Origin of the sequence: Wenzhouxiangella marina, from assembly GCF_001187785.1 — a bacterium.
Lineage (GTDB): Bacteria > Pseudomonadota > Gammaproteobacteria > Xanthomonadales > Wenzhouxiangellaceae > Wenzhouxiangella > Wenzhouxiangella marina.
In genome coordinates this window covers 1,895,867-1,911,059 of record NZ_CP012154.1, presented here as the reverse complement: position 1 = coordinate 1,911,059, position 15,193 = coordinate 1,895,867, and the positions used below count along the sequence as shown (strand labels likewise).

Genomic DNA, 15,193 nt, shown 5'->3' with positions numbered 1-15,193 from the left:
ACTGCCCTTCGTTTCAATCGGGATGATAGCCGCCTCCGGGTAAACGGGCAAACCTCCCTGCGCTTCTTCCCGCGCGATGGACCGTCCGGACCCTGTGTCGCGCCGGCAGGATGGATTTCTCCGCAGGGTCGATCGGCCCCGGATTCTCTTGTCTCGAATGCCCGGTTATGCCAAGCTTGACGCTCTGTAACAGCGTCATTCACCAACAAAAAAGGGTAGACCGATGACCGACAAACCTTGGCTTGGGCAGTACCCCGCCAACGTGCCGGCCGAAATCGACATGACCGAGTTCAGCTCGGTCACCGACGTGATCAAGAAGAGCTGCGAGACCTACGCCGACAAGACGGCCTACGTCAATTTCGGCGCCGAGCTCAGCTACAAGCAGGTCGATGACTACAGTCGTGCCTTCGGCGCGCAGATGCAGGCCCTGGGCCTTGGCAAGGGCGATCGGATCGCGATCATGATGCCCAACGTGCTGCAGTATCCGATCGCCGTGTTCGGCGCACTGCGGGCCGGGCTCGTCGTGGTCAATACCAACCCGCTCTACACGGCCAGGGAGCTCAAGCACCAGCTCAAGGACTCCGGTGCCAGGGCCATCGTGATCATGGACAACTTTGCCAGCGTGCTGGAAGCCGTGGTCGACGACACTCAGGTCGAGCACGTCATCCTGACCCGTATGGGCGACATGGTCGGGGGCCTGAAGGGGGCGATCATGAATTTCGTCATCCGCCGGGTCAAGAAGATGGTGCCGCCCTACTCGCTGCCCGGCTCGCTGACGTTCAAGGCGGTCCTGGCCGACGGTGCTCGGGCGTCCCTCGACGAGCCCGCCCTGAATCACGACGACCTCGCCTTCCTCCAATACACGGGTGGCACGACGGGGGTCTCGAAGGGCGCGATGCTGACCCACGGCAACATGGTGGCGAACATGCAGCAGAGCTCGGCCTGGCTGGGGAGCCTGGTCACGCCGGGGGAAGAAACCATCGTCACCGCTCTGCCCCTCTACCATATCTTCGCACTGACCGCGAACTGTCTGGTCTTCCTGAAGTTCGGCGGGCGCAATCTGCTCATCACCAATCCCCGTGACATGGCCGGCTTCGTCAAGGAGTTGGGCAGCATTCGTTTCACCGCGATCACCGGGGTCAACACCCTGTTCAACGGCCTGCTGAACACGCCGGGGTTCGCTGATCTGGACTTCTCCAGCCTGCGCCTGACCCTGGGTGGTGGCATGGCCGTCCAGCGCGCGGTGGCCGAGCGTTGGAAGAAGACCACCGGCGTGCCGCTGATCGAGGCCTACGGACTGACGGAAACCTCGCCGGCAGCCTGCATCAACCCGATGGATCTGAAGGACTACAACGGCGCCATCGGCCTGCCGATCCCGTCGACTTCCTGCCAGGTGGTCGATCCCGACGGCCAGCCGGTCGCCCAGGGCGAGACGGGTGAGCTGTGCGTGCGCGGTCCTCAGGTCATGAAGGGGTATTGGCAGCGCCCCGAGGAAACGGCCAAGGTCCTGACCGAGGATGGTTGGCTCAGGACCGGTGACATGGCGCGCATGGATGAGAACGGCTACTTCTACATCGTCGATCGCAAGAAGGACATGATCCTGGTCTCGGGATTCAACGTCTATCCGAACGAGATCGAAGACGTGGTGGCCGATCATCCGAAAGTGCTCGAGGTCGGAGCCATCGGAGCACCCGACGAGAAGTCCGGTGAAGTGGTCAAGGTGGTCGTGGTTCGCAAGGATCCGAGCCTGACCGTCAAGGAGTTGCGCGAGCACTGTCGCAAGGAACTGACCGGCTACAAGGTGCCGAAGTACGTCGAATTCGTCGATGAACTGCCGAAGACCAACGTCGGCAAGATCCTGCGGCGCGAGCTGCGTGATCAGTACGGGGATCCCCGTAGCTCCAGCGACTGAGTTCTACCCTCCAGGCTGCTCTGCGGTCAGCCAGCTCGCTTCGTCGGGCTGGCTGACCAGCCCCGACACCCCCACGCCGATCAGACGAACCGCAAAGCTCGGGTGCCAATCCGCCCAGGCCTGGAGCAGACTCCAGGCCGTGTCCGCAATGAGTCTGGAATCGCGCGTGTAGCCCGCCAGGGTCTGTGAGCGTGTCAGGGTCGAGAAGCTGCTCGAGCGCAGTTTCAGGATGACCGTTCGGGCGTGCAACCCCTTGTCCTGCAAGCTCCTGGCGACCTGCGCCGCCTGCTGATCCATCACCGCTCGCAAGGCCTCGAGCGAGGTCTGGTCTTCGCTGAAGGTGCTTTCCTGACTGATCGAACGGCGCGCTCTCGATGCCTTGACCGGGCGGTCGTCTTCGCCGCTGGCACGCCTGGCCAGATCGGGACCGGAGGGGCCGAAGAGCTCGGTGAGCACGTCCGCCGCCGTTCGTCGCAACTGCCCGGCCGTGTAGATACCGGCATCGTGCAGGCGTTCCGCGGTTCTTGGCCCGATGCCCCAGAGTCGACGCACCGGCAAGGGATCGAGAAAGCGTCGGACCTGATCGGGAGGGACGTGGACGAAACCGTCGGGTTTGTCGTAATCGGAAGCCAGCTTGGCCAGCAGTTTGTTGTGGGCCATCCCCACCGAGGCGCTCAAGCCGGTCTGGCGGGCGATCTCGAGCTTGATCTCGCGCCCGATGGCGAGCAGGTCGTCGCCGGCGCGAACCGCTTCGCTCACGTCGAGATAGGCCTCGTCGAGGCTCAGGCCTTCGACCAGCTCGCTGTGTGATCGAAAGATCGTGAACACCTGTGCCGATACCTCGCGATATCGATCGAAGCGGGCCTTGACGAAGACACCGTTCGGGCAGAGGCGGCGGGCCGTCCGACCGGGCATGGCCGAACGCACACCGAACTGTCTGGCCTCGTAGCTTGCTGCCGCTACCACGCCCCGCGCACTGCCTCCGCCGACCATGACCGGACGTCCGCGAAGCTCGGGGTGGTCGTTCTGTTCGACGCTGGCGTAGAAGGCATCCATGTCGACATGGATGATGGCTCGGGCGGTCACGGCCCGACGGCTGGCCTGCTCAGATGGTTCGCGTCGGCTTGTCGCTTTCGAGCATGCCGGCGAGCAGAGAGCTGATGGTGTTTCTTGCCTGGGTGCCTTCCGGGCTGTCGGCGAAGTGCACGCCCACGCCCGGGCTGATGCTGTGCTGCGATCCCAGGGGCGTGATCCACGCGACCTGGCCAGGAATCGCGATCCGCTCCTCGCCGAGCAGGCTCAGCAGAATCAGCACCTCGTCACCGAGCTTGAAGGACTTCTTGGTGGGCACGAACAAGCCGCCGTTGGTAAGGAACGGCATGTAGGCTGCATAGAGATCCTGCTTGTTCTCGATGCTGTAGGAGAGGATGCCTTTCTGTGCCATCGCTCATCTTCCCTGCTGACAGACGGATTTCCATTCTAGCAGCCATTTGCCGAGCAGTAGATCCTGACGCGCACTCGTCGCCGACAATGCGGCGCCCTCCAGCGCCTGCTGCCAGAGTTCAGCCATGGCCGTGGCCGGCGGCGCCGTTCCGATCGGCATGTCCAGAGCCTCATCGCCGCCGGCCATCATGCGCTGCTTAGTGGCACGCTCGGTCCACAGGGCCAGCCATTGCCAGGTGCTGCGCGCCTCCTGCGTCCATTCCTCGCTGAGGACCTGATCGACGCCCTGCCCCTGTGCCAGCGCCAGCAGGGACGAGCGGATCTGGAACCCGAAGTCCAGGCCGCCCGCCTCGAGCAGTCGAACCGCCGCCAGAGGCGCGCCCCCGGCCAGGGTGAGGGCCTGCAGGCGACGGCTGGAGTCGACTGCCGGGCCGCTGCCTTCCAGCCATTGCAGCGCGATGTCATGATCGGGAGGGCGCACCGAGATCGGCTGGCAGCGACTGCGGATCGTGGCCGGGAGGCGTCCGGGGCGGTCACTGACCAGCACGAGCCAGGCGTTCGCAGCCGGCTCCTCGAGGGTCTTCAGCAGGGCGTTGGCAGCGTTGGTGTTCATCGCTTCGGCAGGCTCGATCAGCCCGACTCGGCGTTCACTGATGCTTCCGGTCAACTGCAGCTGGGCATTGAAGGCGCGCACGCTATCAACGGGAATTTCCTTCTTGTCTTCGGGAATCCGGACCTGGAAATGATCGGGATGAGTGCCCTTGTCGAGCAGTTCGCAGGCCCGACATTGGCCGCAGGGCTGGCCATCGGCCGGCTGCAGGCAGAGCAGTCGATGGACCAACCAGCGAGCCAACCGGCGTTTGCCGACTCCGGCCGGGCCCTGGATCAACGGCGCGTGACCGAGCCGATCGTGGTCAAGGCGCTCGTTCAGGGCCTCTTGCAAGGGTGTGATCCAGGGCAGGTTCACGACAGGCGCTCCGCCAGGCCCTGCCTGATCGCCTGGGTGACCTGTTCGAGCGGCTGTGAGGCGTCGATCACCAGGTAGCGCTCCGGATGTTTCCGCGCCTGCTCCAGATAGCCCTGGCGCACGCGCTCTAGAAAGGCCACGGTGTTCTGTTCGAAGCGGTCGCGCTGATCGGAGCGACGCCCGACCCGTGCCATCCCGACGCTCACCGGTACATCGAGCAACAGGGTCAGCGCCGGCTCCAGATCGGGGTGGACCAGGCCCGCCAGGGTTTCGACCGGGGCCGGTCCGAGCTGGCGACCGTAGCCCTGATAGGCCATCGAGGCATCGGTGAAGCGATCGCAGATCACGTCCTCGCCGCGCGCCAGTGCCGGCCGGATTACCTGCCGGAGATTTTCCGCACGCGCCGCGAACATCAACAGCAGCTCGGTCAGCGGCTCGAGATCGCCGGTCTCGGGGTCCAGCAGCAGCGCACGAATCCTTTCCGCCGGCGGAGTCCCGCCCGGCTCGCGAGTCTCTGTGAAGGTGCGACCCTGCGCTTTGAGCCAGTCGCGCACGGTGGCCACGGCGGTCGACTTGCCCGCTCCTTCGCCGCCCTCCAGGGTAATCAGACGAGCTTTCATCTTTCAGCGTCCACGGATGTAACGATCGACCGCCGCATTGTGCTGATCGAGCGTATCGGAAAATTGATGGGTTCCATCGCCCTTGGCCACGAAATACAGGGCCGTGCCATCGGCCGGTCTGGCCGCGGCCTCGAGGGAGGCTCGACCCGGCATGGCGATCGGCGTGACCGGGAGGCCATGGCGAGTGTAGGTGTTCCAGGGATGATCGGTACGCAGATGCACACGTCTGAGGCGTCCATCGAAGCCCTCACCCAGGCCATAGATCACGGTCGGGTCGGTCTGCAGCCGCATGCCACGTTCCAGCCGCCGCTTGAACACTCCGGCCACCTGGGCACGCTCGGACGGGTCGCCGGTTTCGCGCTCGATCAGCGAGGCCAGGATCAACAGCTCCTCGGGCGAATCGATCGGCAGCTCGGGATCACGACGGGCCCAGGCATCGGCGAGGGCCCGGTCCATGGCCTCATGGGCGCGTTGCAGCAGGTCCAGATCGCTGCTGCCGCGAATGAAGAAGTAGGTTTCGGGCAGAAAGCGCCCTTCGGCCTCACAACCGGCACAGTCCAGCGCGGCCATCAGCGCCTCCGTGTCCATGCCCCGGCTTTCGTGACGCAGTCGTGGGTCATCTGCAAGGTCGGCGCGCATCTGTCGCAGGGTCCAGCCCTCGACCAGGGTCCAGCGGTGTTCGCGGACCCGTCCTGATTCCAGTCGGGCCAGCAGGGCCGGCAGCGTCTGGTTGGCATCGATCAGGAACTCGCCGACCTGCAGGCCGGGTCGATGCAGCCGGCCGTACAGACGCCAGCGCCAGTCCGGTCGGGCCAGGCCGAGCGCCTCGAACTGGCGGACCAGGCCGCCGAAGCTCGTGCCGGGCGCGATCCAGAGCGCCACCGGTCCATCCGGATTGACGGGCGATTGCAGGAAATCGCGCCAGGCCGACCACTGCCAGGCGGTCACCCCTGCAGCCAGCAGCAGGAACAGTAGGAAAACGCTGATCAGTCGTCGCATGGCGGGTCGAGTCGCTGGGTCCACAAGGCCTGGAAGCGGCGGCACAGTCCACCGATTTCCAGTGCGCGCCCGTCCAGTTCCCTGACCGGACGAATGCCGGCCACCGAGTTTATCACCATGATCGATTCAGCCCGGTCCAGATCGCTGGCTTCGAGTCGGGCCTTGCGGACGCCGGCCTCTGGCTGGTCGAGGAGCCAGTCCAGACCGACACCGGCCACAGCCGCGCGCGAATCCGGGGCCAGGCACTCGCCGTCGATGAGGAGCAGGAGGTTGCTGGCGATCGCTTCGGCCAGGCATCCGTCCGTGTCGAGGAGAATCGCCTCGTCCGCGCCTCTTTCCAGGCATTCTCTGGCGGCCAGCACCTGTTCCAGGCGGTTGCCATGCTTGAGCCCGCCCAGGGTCGGAGAGCCCTCGAGGCGGATGCTGCTACGAACGACGCGCAGGCCCGACCGATGCTGCTGCTCGATGCCGGGCGGCCAGTCCCGACGCTGAAGGATTCGACGAGGCCGGCATTCCGGCGCAGGCCAGTAGGCGCGCCCTCCGCTGCCCCGAGTCAGGGTCAGTCGAATGACGGCCCGCTCGTCGCCGGCGAGCAGTCGTCGGCATTCGCTTTCGACGAGGGTTTCCTCCGGCAAGGGAATGCCCAGCACGCCAGCCCCGTGTCGAAGGCGGGTCCAGTGCCGCGACCAGAGCGGACAACGGCCGTTCAGAAAGGCCATGGTCTCGAACAGGGCATCTCCGTAGAGCAGCCCGCGATCGTCGGCAGGCAGACGATCATCGGCCCGCCCGTCGATCAGGCAGTCGATCCGGGCCCTGCTCATGGCTCGAGCGCCCGCAGCAGCCCCCGCGCCTTGGCCTGGGTTTCAGCCAGCTCGGCATCCGGATCGGAATCGGCGACGATGCCCGCGCCGGTACGGAAGCCCAGGCGGTTTCCCGACACGGACAGACTGCGGATCAGGATGTTCAGATCCATCTGACCGTCACGGCTCAGGTAGCCCATGGAGCCGGTGTAGAAGCTGCGACCCTGCGCTTCCAGCTCCGCGATGATCTCCATGCATCGTACCTTCGGGCATCCGGTGATCGTGCCGCCGGGGAAGACGGCACGGATCAGCTCCGCGGCACCGAGCTCGGGCCGGAGCCGGCCGCGCACGTTCGAGACGATGTGATGCACGTGGGCATAGCTCTCGACGACCATCAGTTCGTCGACTTCGACCGAGCCGGCTTCGCAGACCCGTCCGAGGTCATTGCGTTCCAGATCGATCAGCATGATGTGTTCCGCGCGCTCCTTGGGGTGTCCCATCAACTCGGCAGACAGGGAGCGATCCGCGTGATCGGTCTCGCCACGGGGACGTGTGCCGGCGATCGGCCGGGTCTGGACGTCTCGCCCCCGCAGTTCAACGAGGCGCTCGGGTGAGGAACTGACCACGGTTGCACCCGGCAGTTTCGCCAGTCCCGCGAAGGGCGCGGGATTGGCCTCGGCCAGGGCCTCGAACACGGCGCTGGCGTCGATCTCCCGCGCGGCTTCCCCGCGCCAGGCCCGGGAGAGATTGACCTGGAAGACATCTCCGGCAAGGATCCACTCCCGGATCCGTTCGACACCCGCCTTGAAGCGCCCGCCGGGATCGGAGTCCAGCGCGAGTCGGGGAATGCCTGTCGACGTCGAGGGTGATCGAAGTGCGGCCTGCAGTGAGCTTCGAGCGGCGTCGAGCATGGCTTCGCTCTCTGCCACCAGGTCGCAATGGCCCAGCGTGTGATCGATGATCAGGGCGGCCGGACAGGGACTGACCCAGGCCACGGGCAGTTCGTCATCGGCTGCCGGGAGTTCGAGGGTCGGCTCGATCGATACGGCCAGTTCGTAACCGAGATACACGAACCAGCCGCCGATGAAGGGCCAGCGAGTGCTCGGAGCGGGGTTCGCCGCTTCGACCAGGCCCGACAGACGTCGGAAGAAATCGGGGCAGGCCTGGACACGTTCTCCGGGCGCGGGCTGGGACAGACCGAAGCCGGGCCCGGATTGGAACAGCAACAGGGAGTAGCGCCCCAGCTTCGGAGAGGTTGCGGTACTGGCCAGCAGAAAGGGCCAGTCGTCCGGTCGGGCCCGATGCACGGCGAGCAGGTCCGGCGCCGAACTCAGGCGCTCGGACCATGCGACGTCCATGCTGGACATGAGGGCGCTGGCTTGGCGGGTCAGGCCAGGCGCCGCAGAAGCAGCGAGCCGTTCGTGCCACCGAAACCGAAGGAATTGGACAGGGCAACCTCGATCGGAGCCTGACGGGCCTCCTTGGGCACGAGGTCCAGGCCTTCGCAGGCCGGGTCCGGCTGATCGAGGTTGATCGTCGGCGGCACCACGCCCTCATCGAGGGCCAGAATGGTGAAGATCGCTTCCACCCCGCCGGCCGCACCCAGCAGATGTCCGGTCATCGACTTGGTCGAACTGATCATCAGTTTGCCGACCTCGGCACCGAACAATCCCCGAATGGCCTCGCACTCCGCCCGGTCACCGACCAGGGTGGACGTGCCATGCGCGTTGATGTAGTCGACGTCATCCGGATTGAGGCCGGCGTCGTTCAGGGCATTCTTCATGCAGCGCGCAGCCCCTTCCCCGCCCTCGGGTGGCGAGGTCATGTGATAGGCGTCGGCGCTGCGGCCGTAACCGATCACTTCGGCGTAGATCCTGGCACCACGTTTGCGCGCGTGCTCGTATTCCTCGAGGACGACGACGCCCGCGCCGTTGCTGAGCACGAAACCATCCCGGTCGACATCCCAGGGCCGGGAGGCCGCTTCGGGATCGTCGTTTCGCGTCGACAGCGCACGTGCCGCGGTGAAGCCGCCGTAAGCGGTCGGCGTCGTACCGTACTCGGCACCACCGGCGACCATGACGTCGGCGTCGCCGTAGGCAATCATGCGAGCGGCTTCGCCGATGTTGTGCGTTGCCGTGGTGCAGGCCGTCACGATGGAGATGTTCGGGCCCTTGAAACCATAGCGGATGGAGATGTTCCCGGCGACCATGTTGATGATGCAGCCGGGCACGAAGAACGGAGAAATCCGCCTCGGACCGCTATCGAGATAGGTCTGGTAGGTCTGCTCGATGGTCTGGATGCCACCGATTCCCGCTCCGATGGCGACTCCGAAGCGCTCGGCCTCGTCGGGCTGCTCGCCCAGACCGGCGTCCTCGATCGCCTGGATGGCCGCAGCCATCCCGTAGTGGATGAAGGGGTCGGACTTGCGTGCCTCCTTGGGTGACAGGTAGGCGTCCAGGTCGAAATCGCGGATTTCCCCCGCGATCTTCGCCGGGAAGCGCTCGCAGTCAAAGGCAGTCAGCGGTCCGATCCCGCTTCGGCCGGCCTTGATGGCGTCCCAGGCGCTGGGCACGTCGTTGCCCACGGGACTCACCATGCCAAGGCCGGTGACGACGATTCGACGGTCACCTTTCATGCTGATCACCCGCCGCGTTTGTGGCGACGATGAGCATGCCCATCGTCACCCGGATTGTCGTCTTGGGCTCCCACATACGACTTACTTGTCGACGTTGGCCTTGATGTAATCGATCGCCTGCTGAACGCTGGTGATCTTTTCGGCCTCTTCGTCCGGAATCTCGCACTCGAACTCTTCTTCCAGGGCCATCACCAGTTCGACGGTGTCCAGCGAATCGGCACCCAGATCGTCCACGAAGGACGCGCTCGGAGTCACTTCCTCTTCCTTGACGCCCAGCTGCTCGATGACGATTTTCTTGACGCGATCTTCAATGCTGCTCATGTTGCTTGTCCTCTAAGGGGGTTTTCCAAAGCCGCGCCATTGTAGTGAACAACGCGGTCGATGACCAGTTGAACCGACCCTTTCTGCGGATCGGGTTCTACCATGTTTTTATTATGAAATTCGTGATTTCAGATAGTTATGAAGTACACCTGAACCATCAGGTCATGTACATTCCGCCGTTGACATGCAGGGTTTGCCCGCTGACGTAGGCACTGGCCGGGCTGGCCAGGAATCCTACGCAGGCGGCAACGTCCTCCGGCTCACCCAGACGCCCGAGCGGAATTGTACCCGTTAGGCGCTCGCGCTGCTGCTCGTCGAGCGCTCGAGTCATGTCGGTGTCGATGAAGCCGGGCGCCACCACGTTGCAGGTGATGCCCCGCGAGCCGACCTCGTGGGCGATCGCGCGGCTGAAGCCGGCCAGGCCCGCCTTGGCGGCGCAATAGTTGCCCTGCCCCGGATTGCCCGCATAACCGACCACCGACGACACGTTGATGATGCGCCCGCCGCGCGCCTTCAGCATGCCGCGCAGGCAGGCGCGGGTCATGCGCATGGCGCCGGTCAGGTTGGTGTCCAGCACGGCCTCCCAGTCCTCGTCCTTGAGGCGCATCAGCAGTTGATCGCGGGTGATGGCCGCGTTGTTGACCAGAACGGTGATCGGGCCAGCCTGCTCGTTGACGGCGGCGATGGTCGCCTGGACCGCGTCGCCATCGGTCACGTCGAGCACCAGGCCCCGACCTTCGCCCAGGCGCTCGGAAATGGCATCCGCCCCGGCCTGCGAGGTTGCGGTACCGAAGACCTGGCCACCCATCCGGCTCAGCCATTCGGCGGTCGCCTGGCCGATGCCACGACTCGCGCCGGTGACCAGGACGACCTGCCCGTCGATGCGTTGTGCGTTTTCGAACTCCATTGACTCCTCCTCGTTTGCTGACGGTCAGTTGCCGCTCTGGTCCCACTCGGCGGCGCAGCTGGTGATCTGTTCGGGATCTTCCAGCGCGGCCCAGTTCAGGCTGCGTTCGATACGTCGTCCGAGACCGGCCAGGACCCGGCCGGGGCCACATTCCGCCACCCGGTCGATGCCTGCCTCGGCCAGTGCCCGAACCGTCGCGGTCCAGCGTACGGGCGAATGCATCTGAGCCACGAGCGCTTCCCGAATCGATGCCCCTTCCATGCGCGACTGGACATCGACGTTATGCAGCACGGGGATCGAAGGTGGCCCGATCTCGACCTCGGCCAGGGTCGCGGCGAGCTGTTCGGCCGCCGGTTTCATCAGCGCGCAGTGCGACGGCACGCTGACCGGCAGAATCACCGCCCGCCGCGCGCCGGCTTCCTTGGCGCTGTGCATGGCCCGCTCGACGGCGGTGGCCTCGCCGGCGATCACCAGCTGCCCGGGGCTGTTGTAGTTGGCGGCCGACACCACCTGCCCTTCGGCGACTTCGCGACAAAGGGCTTCGACCACTTCGTCGTCGAGTCCCAGAATCGCGGCCATCGCGCCCTGACCTTCGGGGACGGCGGCCTGCATCAGGCGACCGCGCTCGGCCACCACCTTGATGGCGTCACCGAAGTTCATGGACCCTGCCGCGACGAGGGCGGCGTATTCGCCGAGGCTGTGGCCGGCGAGAAGCCGAGGCGCCCGGCCGCCGAGTGACTGCCAGACCCGCCAGGTGGCGATGCCTCCGGCCAGCATGACCGGTTGGGTGATCGCCGTCTGGTTCAGGCGTTCTGCCGGCCCACTCTGGCTCAGGGTCCAGAGATCCTCGCCCAGCGCCTCGCTGGCTTCGACAAAGGTCGCTTGGACCTCGGGATGCCGGGCTGCCAGGTCGGACAGCATGCCGACGCTCTGCGAACCCTGCCCGGGAAAAACGAATGCGAAATCGCTCATGACGGTCGGTCCTTCAGCGATGAAAAGAAAACGGGAAGACGGTAGTCAGCCCCGATGGGGCTTCAATAGACGACCAGCGCGGCACCCCAGGTGAAACCGCCGCCGAAGGCCTCCAGCAGAAGCTTCTCTCCGCGTTTGACCCGTCCGCTGCGGATGGCTTCGTCCAGCGCCAGCGGCACGGAAGCCGCAGAGGTGTTGCCATGCTTGTCGACGGTCACGATCACCTGATCCATCGACATGTTCAGTTTCTTTGCCGTGGCCTTGATGATGCGGAGATTCGCCTGATGGGGAATCAGCCAGTCCAGGTCGGATTTCTCCAGCTGGTTGGCGGCCAGGGTCTCGTCCACGATGCGGCCCAGGGTATTGACGGCGACCTTGAATACTTCGTTGCCGCGCATCGACACGCGCACCCCACCGCGCTCTTCGGCCTTGAAACCGGTCGAGACGCCGACCTCGGTGCAGAGCAGGTCGCCATAGCCGCCGTTGGCGTGGATGTGGGTGGACAGGATGCCGGGCTCGGAATCGGCCACCAGCACGGCCGCACCGGCGCCGTCCCCGAACAGCACGCAAGTGCCCCGATCGTTCCAGTCGAGCATGCGGGTCAGGGTTTCCGCTCCGACGACCAGGACCTTGCTGGCCGAGCCGGCACGAATGAACTGGTCGGCCACGGACATGGCGTAGATGAATCCGGAACAGGCGGCATTGACGTCGAAGGCGGCACATTCTGCCGCTCCGAGACGGTGCTGCAGCAGACAGGCAGTTGAAGGGAAGACCAGGTCGGGGGTGGTCGTGCCGACGATCAACAGGTCGATGTCGGCGCCGGTCAGTCCGGCCGCGTCGAGCGCCTTGCGAGCGGCCTGCTCGGCCAGATCACAGGTGGTCTCACCCTCGGCGGCGATGCGGCGCTCTGCGATGCCGGTTCGCTCCCGGATCCACTGATCGCTGGTGTCGACCAGCGACTCGAGATCCTTGTTGGTCATTACTCGCTCGGGCAGATGGCTGCCGGTTCCTGCGATTCGCGCATACATCGATTCGGGTCCCCATGCCCATGGCGTGGCCGACTACCCAGTCGGCACATCGTTCTGGACTGATTCTTGTCTCGTTATGTTGTCGTACTTCAGAGCCTAGTAGCTGGCCCAGAGTTGCTCATCGAGCCGATTGATCAGGTCGCGTTCGACTTCCAGTGCCGCCAGCGAGATCGCTCTTGCGAAACCTCGGCTGCACGCGCTGCCGTGGCTCTTGATCACGGTCTTGCGCACGCCCAGCATCGGAGCGCCATTATGACGGGCTGGATCGAGTCTGTCATGCAGTCGTTTCATTCCGCGTCGCGCCACCATGCCGCCGAGGGTGCCCTGGAACTCCTCGCGCATCCGCTCGAACAGCAGGCGAATGGCGCCCTCGGCACCCTTGAGCAGGATGTTGCCGGAGAAACCATCGCAGACGACGAGATCCACGGCGCCGGCAAAGACCTGATCGGCCTCGACGAAACCCGCGTAGTCCAGGGTCTCCTGGGCCTCGATGAGACGAGCGGCCTCGCGGATGACATCCGGGCCCTTGCCGGGTTCGCTACCGATGTTCAGCAGTCCGATCCTCGGCGCACGATTCTCGATCACCTTGACGGCCACCGCGCCGAGCTGCGCGAACTCGAGCAAGCGCGGCGCGTCGACGTTGATGTTGGCGCCCAGGTCGAGCATCCAGACCAACTGTTGCTGGCGGCTAGGCAGTGCGGCCATCAACGCCGGACGCTCGATGCCCGGCAGCATGCCGATCTTCTGCCTGGAAAGTGCCATCAGTGCGCCGGTGCTGCCACCGGATACCACGGCATCGACCCGCCCCTGCTCGGCCAGATCGATGGCCTGCCAGAGGCTGCTGCCCCGCCCACGACGAATCGCCGCCGCGGCACTGACATCGGCGGCGAGAACGTGTTCTGCGTGGTGGATCGTCAGGCGATCCGGGAGCTTGCCCCCGGCGCCTCCGGCGAGCGCCGGCAGCAAACGGTCTTCCGGACCGACCAGCACGATCTCGAGATCGTGCCGATCGCTCAGGACCTGGCGGGTTGCGTCGATGACCACGTCCGGTGCGCCATCCCCGCCCATGGCGTCGACGGCGATCCGGATCGGCGTGGTTCCTTGCAAGGCCTGGCTTTCAGCTCAGAGGACGTGGTGCCCGTCGGGCTCAGTCCTGCAGGTCTTCCGCTTCCTCGTCGAACTCGGGGGCGACTTCGACGACCTGACGGCCGCGATAGAATCCTTCCGCGGACACGTGGTGACGGCGATGGGTCTCACCCGTGGACGATTCTTCCGACAGGGTCGGGGCGGACAGGGCATCGTGTGACCGACGCATGCCGCGACGGGACGGGGTCTTGCGACTTTTCTGAACGGCCATGTTGTTCTCCAGTTTTCCAGTCTATTTTTGCCTTGACCGTTTCTTCAGCGCGGCCAGCGCTTCGAACGGTCGATGTGTCTCCGCCTCGGCTGCCGGGGCCTCCATCGGTTCGGAGGCCGGATCGACCGGCACCAGCGGCAGTGCCAGCAACACTTCCTCGGCAACCAGGTCGAGCACCTCGAGTCGGTCGTCCGGGCAGAGCCTGGCCTCGTAATCCTCGGGCAGCGCGGCTTCTTCTTCCTCGCTACCCACCACTGCCACGACCGAGTCGCTGGACAGGGCTTGCTGAAAGGTCTTCAGCGTTCTCTGGCACTGCAGGGGTACCTCGGCATCGACGTGGACGTCGATGCGGATCTGCCCCTGCTCGTCGTGAGAGAAGCGCAGGCTGAACTCCACCCAGCCAGGTTCGCCTTCGACGACCAGGCCGCGCAGGCGTTCCAGGCGCTCGACCGGCACGCGGCCGCTGAAATCGCGCCGGGCGCTGGCCGCCTTCTCCGGATGAATCCAGTCTGGATAGTCTCGCGACATAAGCCCGCCATTATATCATTGGCTTTCCAATGACAACAACAGGCTCTGCGCATGGTCTCCAGCCCTCCTCCACCCCTGATCCTGGCCTCCGGTTCGCGCTACCGCTGCGAAATGCTCAAACGCCTCGAATTGCCCTTCGAAGTCCATCCAGCCGACATCGATGAGCGACCGAAGGACGGCGAAGGGGCCGAGGCGCTGGCGCTGCGCCTTGCGCTGGAAAAAGCGCAGGCCGTGCATCGTCGTCACCCCGGCACGGTGGTCATCGGCTCCGATCAGGTCGCCGTCTGCCAAGGCCGCCTGCTGGGCAAGCCAGGCAGCGTCGAGCGTGCCGTCGAACAATTGCGGTTCACCGCCGGGCGGGAAGTGGTCTTCCACAGCGCGCTGGCCCTCAAATCCGACTCGCTCGAGCGCCTGGTCGATGTCCCCACTCGAGTCCGTATGCGAACTCTCGATGCCGAGCGGATTCGGCACTACGTGGCGCATGAGCGGCCGTTGGACTGCGCCGGCGCGATGAAGAGCGAGGGCCTCGGGATTGCGTTGACCCGGTCGATTCACAGCGATGACCCGACCGCGTTGATCGGTTTGCCGTTGATCGCCCTGGCCGAGCTGCTGCCCGAGTTCGGCATCGAGGTGCTCAAGGCGCGCTGATCACGCCGCCACTCGGGAGCCGGATGGTACACTCCCGCACCATACGCAACAGAATG

At 65.3% G+C, this 15,193-nt stretch carries 17 protein-coding genes; 2 read left to right on the top strand and 15 right to left on the bottom strand.

All coding sequences use genetic code 11. From position 1 onward, the window contains the following. Positions 1-223: 223 nt before the first annotated feature. The gene (locus WM2015_RS08010; RefSeq protein WP_049725553.1) at positions 224-1,912 is read left to right on the top strand and encodes an AMP-binding protein; all 1,689 of its coding nucleotides are present in this window, start codon (positions 224-226) and stop codon (positions 1,910-1,912) included. A gap of 3 nt (positions 1,913-1,915) precedes the next feature. On the opposite strand, the gene WM2015_RS08005 is transcribed toward WM2015_RS08010, so the two are convergent. The 15 genes from WM2015_RS08005 to WM2015_RS07935 all read right to left on the bottom strand — a co-directional run bounded on the left by WM2015_RS08005 (position 1,916) and on the right by WM2015_RS07935 (position 14,489). Beyond that, entirely contained in the window at positions 1,916-2,998 is a 1,083-nt protein-coding gene (locus tag WM2015_RS08005) for a DNA polymerase IV (protein WP_156200997.1), read from the bottom strand. 19 nt (positions 2,999-3,017) lie between these two features. After that, positions 3,018-3,356 carry a PilZ domain-containing protein gene (locus tag WM2015_RS08000; RefSeq protein ID WP_049725551.1) on the bottom strand — a complete coding sequence of 113 codons (339 nt, stop codon included), beginning with the start codon at positions 3,354-3,356 and terminating at the stop codon, positions 3,018-3,020. 3 nt (positions 3,357-3,359) lie between these two features. Beyond that, a complete protein-coding gene (gene holB, locus WM2015_RS07995; RefSeq protein WP_049725550.1) occupies positions 3,360-4,322 on the bottom strand; it encodes a DNA polymerase III subunit delta' in 963 nt (320 codons plus the stop codon). Then, positions 4,319-4,942, bottom strand: coding sequence for a dTMP kinase (gene tmk / locus WM2015_RS07990; protein WP_049725549.1), 624 nt, complete (start codon positions 4,940-4,942; stop codon positions 4,319-4,321). Before tmk ends, holB begins: the two co-directional genes overlap by 4 nt. A 3-nt stretch (positions 4,943-4,945) precedes the next feature. Further along, the gene (gene mltG, locus WM2015_RS07985; protein ID WP_049725548.1) at positions 4,946-5,941 is read right to left on the bottom strand and encodes an endolytic transglycosylase MltG; all 996 of its coding nucleotides are present in this window, start codon (positions 5,939-5,941) and stop codon (positions 4,946-4,948) included. After that, a complete protein-coding gene (gene pabC, locus WM2015_RS07980; RefSeq protein ID WP_049725547.1) occupies positions 5,929-6,762 on the bottom strand; it encodes an aminodeoxychorismate lyase in 834 nt (277 codons plus the stop codon). Before pabC ends, mltG begins: the two co-directional genes overlap by 13 nt. Then, positions 6,759-8,108: an aminodeoxychorismate synthase component I gene (locus WM2015_RS07975; RefSeq protein ID WP_245609745.1), complete on the bottom strand. Its 1,350-nt coding sequence runs from the start codon at positions 8,106-8,108 to the stop codon at positions 6,759-6,761. Before WM2015_RS07975 ends, pabC begins: the two co-directional genes overlap by 4 nt. Before the next feature lie 20 nt (positions 8,109-8,128). Then, positions 8,129-9,376: a beta-ketoacyl-ACP synthase II gene (gene fabF, locus WM2015_RS07970; protein WP_049725545.1), complete on the bottom strand. Its 1,248-nt coding sequence runs from the start codon at positions 9,374-9,376 to the stop codon at positions 8,129-8,131. A gap of 81 nt (positions 9,377-9,457) precedes the next feature. After that, the gene (gene acpP, locus WM2015_RS07965) at positions 9,458-9,697 is read right to left on the bottom strand and encodes an acyl carrier protein (protein WP_049725544.1); all 240 of its coding nucleotides are present in this window, start codon (positions 9,695-9,697) and stop codon (positions 9,458-9,460) included. Positions 9,698-9,854: 157 nt separating this feature from the next. Further along, positions 9,855-10,604 carry a 3-oxoacyl-ACP reductase FabG gene (fabG, locus tag WM2015_RS07960; RefSeq protein ID WP_049725543.1) on the bottom strand — a complete coding sequence of 250 codons (750 nt, stop codon included), beginning with the start codon at positions 10,602-10,604 and terminating at the stop codon, positions 9,855-9,857. Between the two features lie 24 nt (positions 10,605-10,628). Next, positions 10,629-11,576: an ACP S-malonyltransferase gene (gene fabD / locus WM2015_RS07955; RefSeq protein WP_049725542.1), complete on the bottom strand. Its 948-nt coding sequence runs from the start codon at positions 11,574-11,576 to the stop codon at positions 10,629-10,631. 62 nt (positions 11,577-11,638) lie between these two features. After that, on the bottom strand, positions 11,639-12,556 hold the full coding sequence (locus WM2015_RS07950; protein ID WP_375782509.1) for a beta-ketoacyl-ACP synthase III: 918 nt from the start codon (positions 12,554-12,556) through the stop codon (positions 11,639-11,641). 144 nt (positions 12,557-12,700) lie between these two features. Next, complete coding sequence (gene plsX / locus WM2015_RS07945; RefSeq protein ID WP_156200995.1) at positions 12,701-13,711, bottom strand: phosphate acyltransferase PlsX; 1,011 nt, start codon at positions 13,709-13,711, stop codon at positions 12,701-12,703. A 40-nt stretch (positions 13,712-13,751) separates the two neighbouring features. Further along, the gene (rpmF, locus tag WM2015_RS07940) at positions 13,752-13,961 is read right to left on the bottom strand and encodes a 50S ribosomal protein L32 (protein WP_049725539.1); all 210 of its coding nucleotides are present in this window, start codon (positions 13,959-13,961) and stop codon (positions 13,752-13,754) included. 21 nt (positions 13,962-13,982) lie between these two features. Next, positions 13,983-14,489 (bottom strand): YceD family protein, encoded by a 507-nt coding sequence (locus tag WM2015_RS07935; RefSeq protein WP_049725538.1) that lies wholly within the window; start codon positions 14,487-14,489, stop codon positions 13,983-13,985. Between the two features lie 51 nt (positions 14,490-14,540). Between WM2015_RS07935 and WM2015_RS07930 the strand changes: the two genes are divergently transcribed. Then, the gene (locus WM2015_RS07930) at positions 14,541-15,137 is read left to right on the top strand and encodes a Maf family protein (RefSeq protein WP_049725537.1); all 597 of its coding nucleotides are present in this window, start codon (positions 14,541-14,543) and stop codon (positions 15,135-15,137) included. The last annotated feature ends 56 nt before the right edge of the window (positions 15,138-15,193 follow it).

Bases quoted from the DNA above. Each gene is read 5' to 3' on its own strand.
- WM2015_RS08010 (WP_049725553.1), top strand. From the start codon at position 224: ATGACCGACAAACCTTGGCTTGGGCAGTACCCCGCCAACGTGCCGGCC.
- WM2015_RS08000 (WP_049725551.1), bottom strand. From the start codon at position 3,356: ATGGCACAGAAAGGCATCCTCTCCTACAGCATCGAGAACAAGCAGGAT.
- tmk (WP_049725549.1), bottom strand. From the start codon at position 4,942: ATGAAAGCTCGTCTGATTACCCTGGAGGGCGGCGAAGGAGCGGGCAAG.
- mltG (WP_049725548.1), bottom strand. From the start codon at position 5,941: ATGCGACGACTGATCAGCGTTTTCCTACTGTTCCTGCTGCTGGCTGCA.
- pabC (WP_049725547.1), bottom strand. From the start codon at position 6,762: ATGAGCAGGGCCCGGATCGACTGCCTGATCGACGGGCGGGCCGATGAT.
- WM2015_RS07975 (WP_245609745.1), bottom strand. From the start codon at position 8,108: ATGTCCAGCATGGACGTCGCATGGTCCGAGCGCCTGAGTTCGGCGCCG.
- fabF (WP_049725545.1), bottom strand. From the start codon at position 9,376: ATGAAAGGTGACCGTCGAATCGTCGTCACCGGCCTTGGCATGGTGAGT.
- acpP (WP_049725544.1), bottom strand. From the start codon at position 9,697: ATGAGCAGCATTGAAGATCGCGTCAAGAAAATCGTCATCGAGCAGCTG.
- fabG (WP_049725543.1), bottom strand. From the start codon at position 10,604: ATGGAGTTCGAAAACGCACAACGCATCGACGGGCAGGTCGTCCTGGTC.
- fabD (WP_049725542.1), bottom strand. From the start codon at position 11,576: ATGAGCGATTTCGCATTCGTTTTTCCCGGGCAGGGTTCGCAGAGCGTC.
- WM2015_RS07950 (WP_375782509.1), bottom strand. From the start codon at position 12,556: ATGACCAACAAGGATCTCGAGTCGCTGGTCGACACCAGCGATCAGTGG.
- rpmF (WP_049725539.1), bottom strand. From the start codon at position 13,961: ATGGCCGTTCAGAAAAGTCGCAAGACCCCGTCCCGTCGCGGCATGCGT.
- WM2015_RS07935 (WP_049725538.1), bottom strand. From the start codon at position 14,489: ATGTCGCGAGACTATCCAGACTGGATTCATCCGGAGAAGGCGGCCAGC.
- WM2015_RS07930 (WP_049725537.1), top strand. From the start codon at position 14,541: ATGGTCTCCAGCCCTCCTCCACCCCTGATCCTGGCCTCCGGTTCGCGC.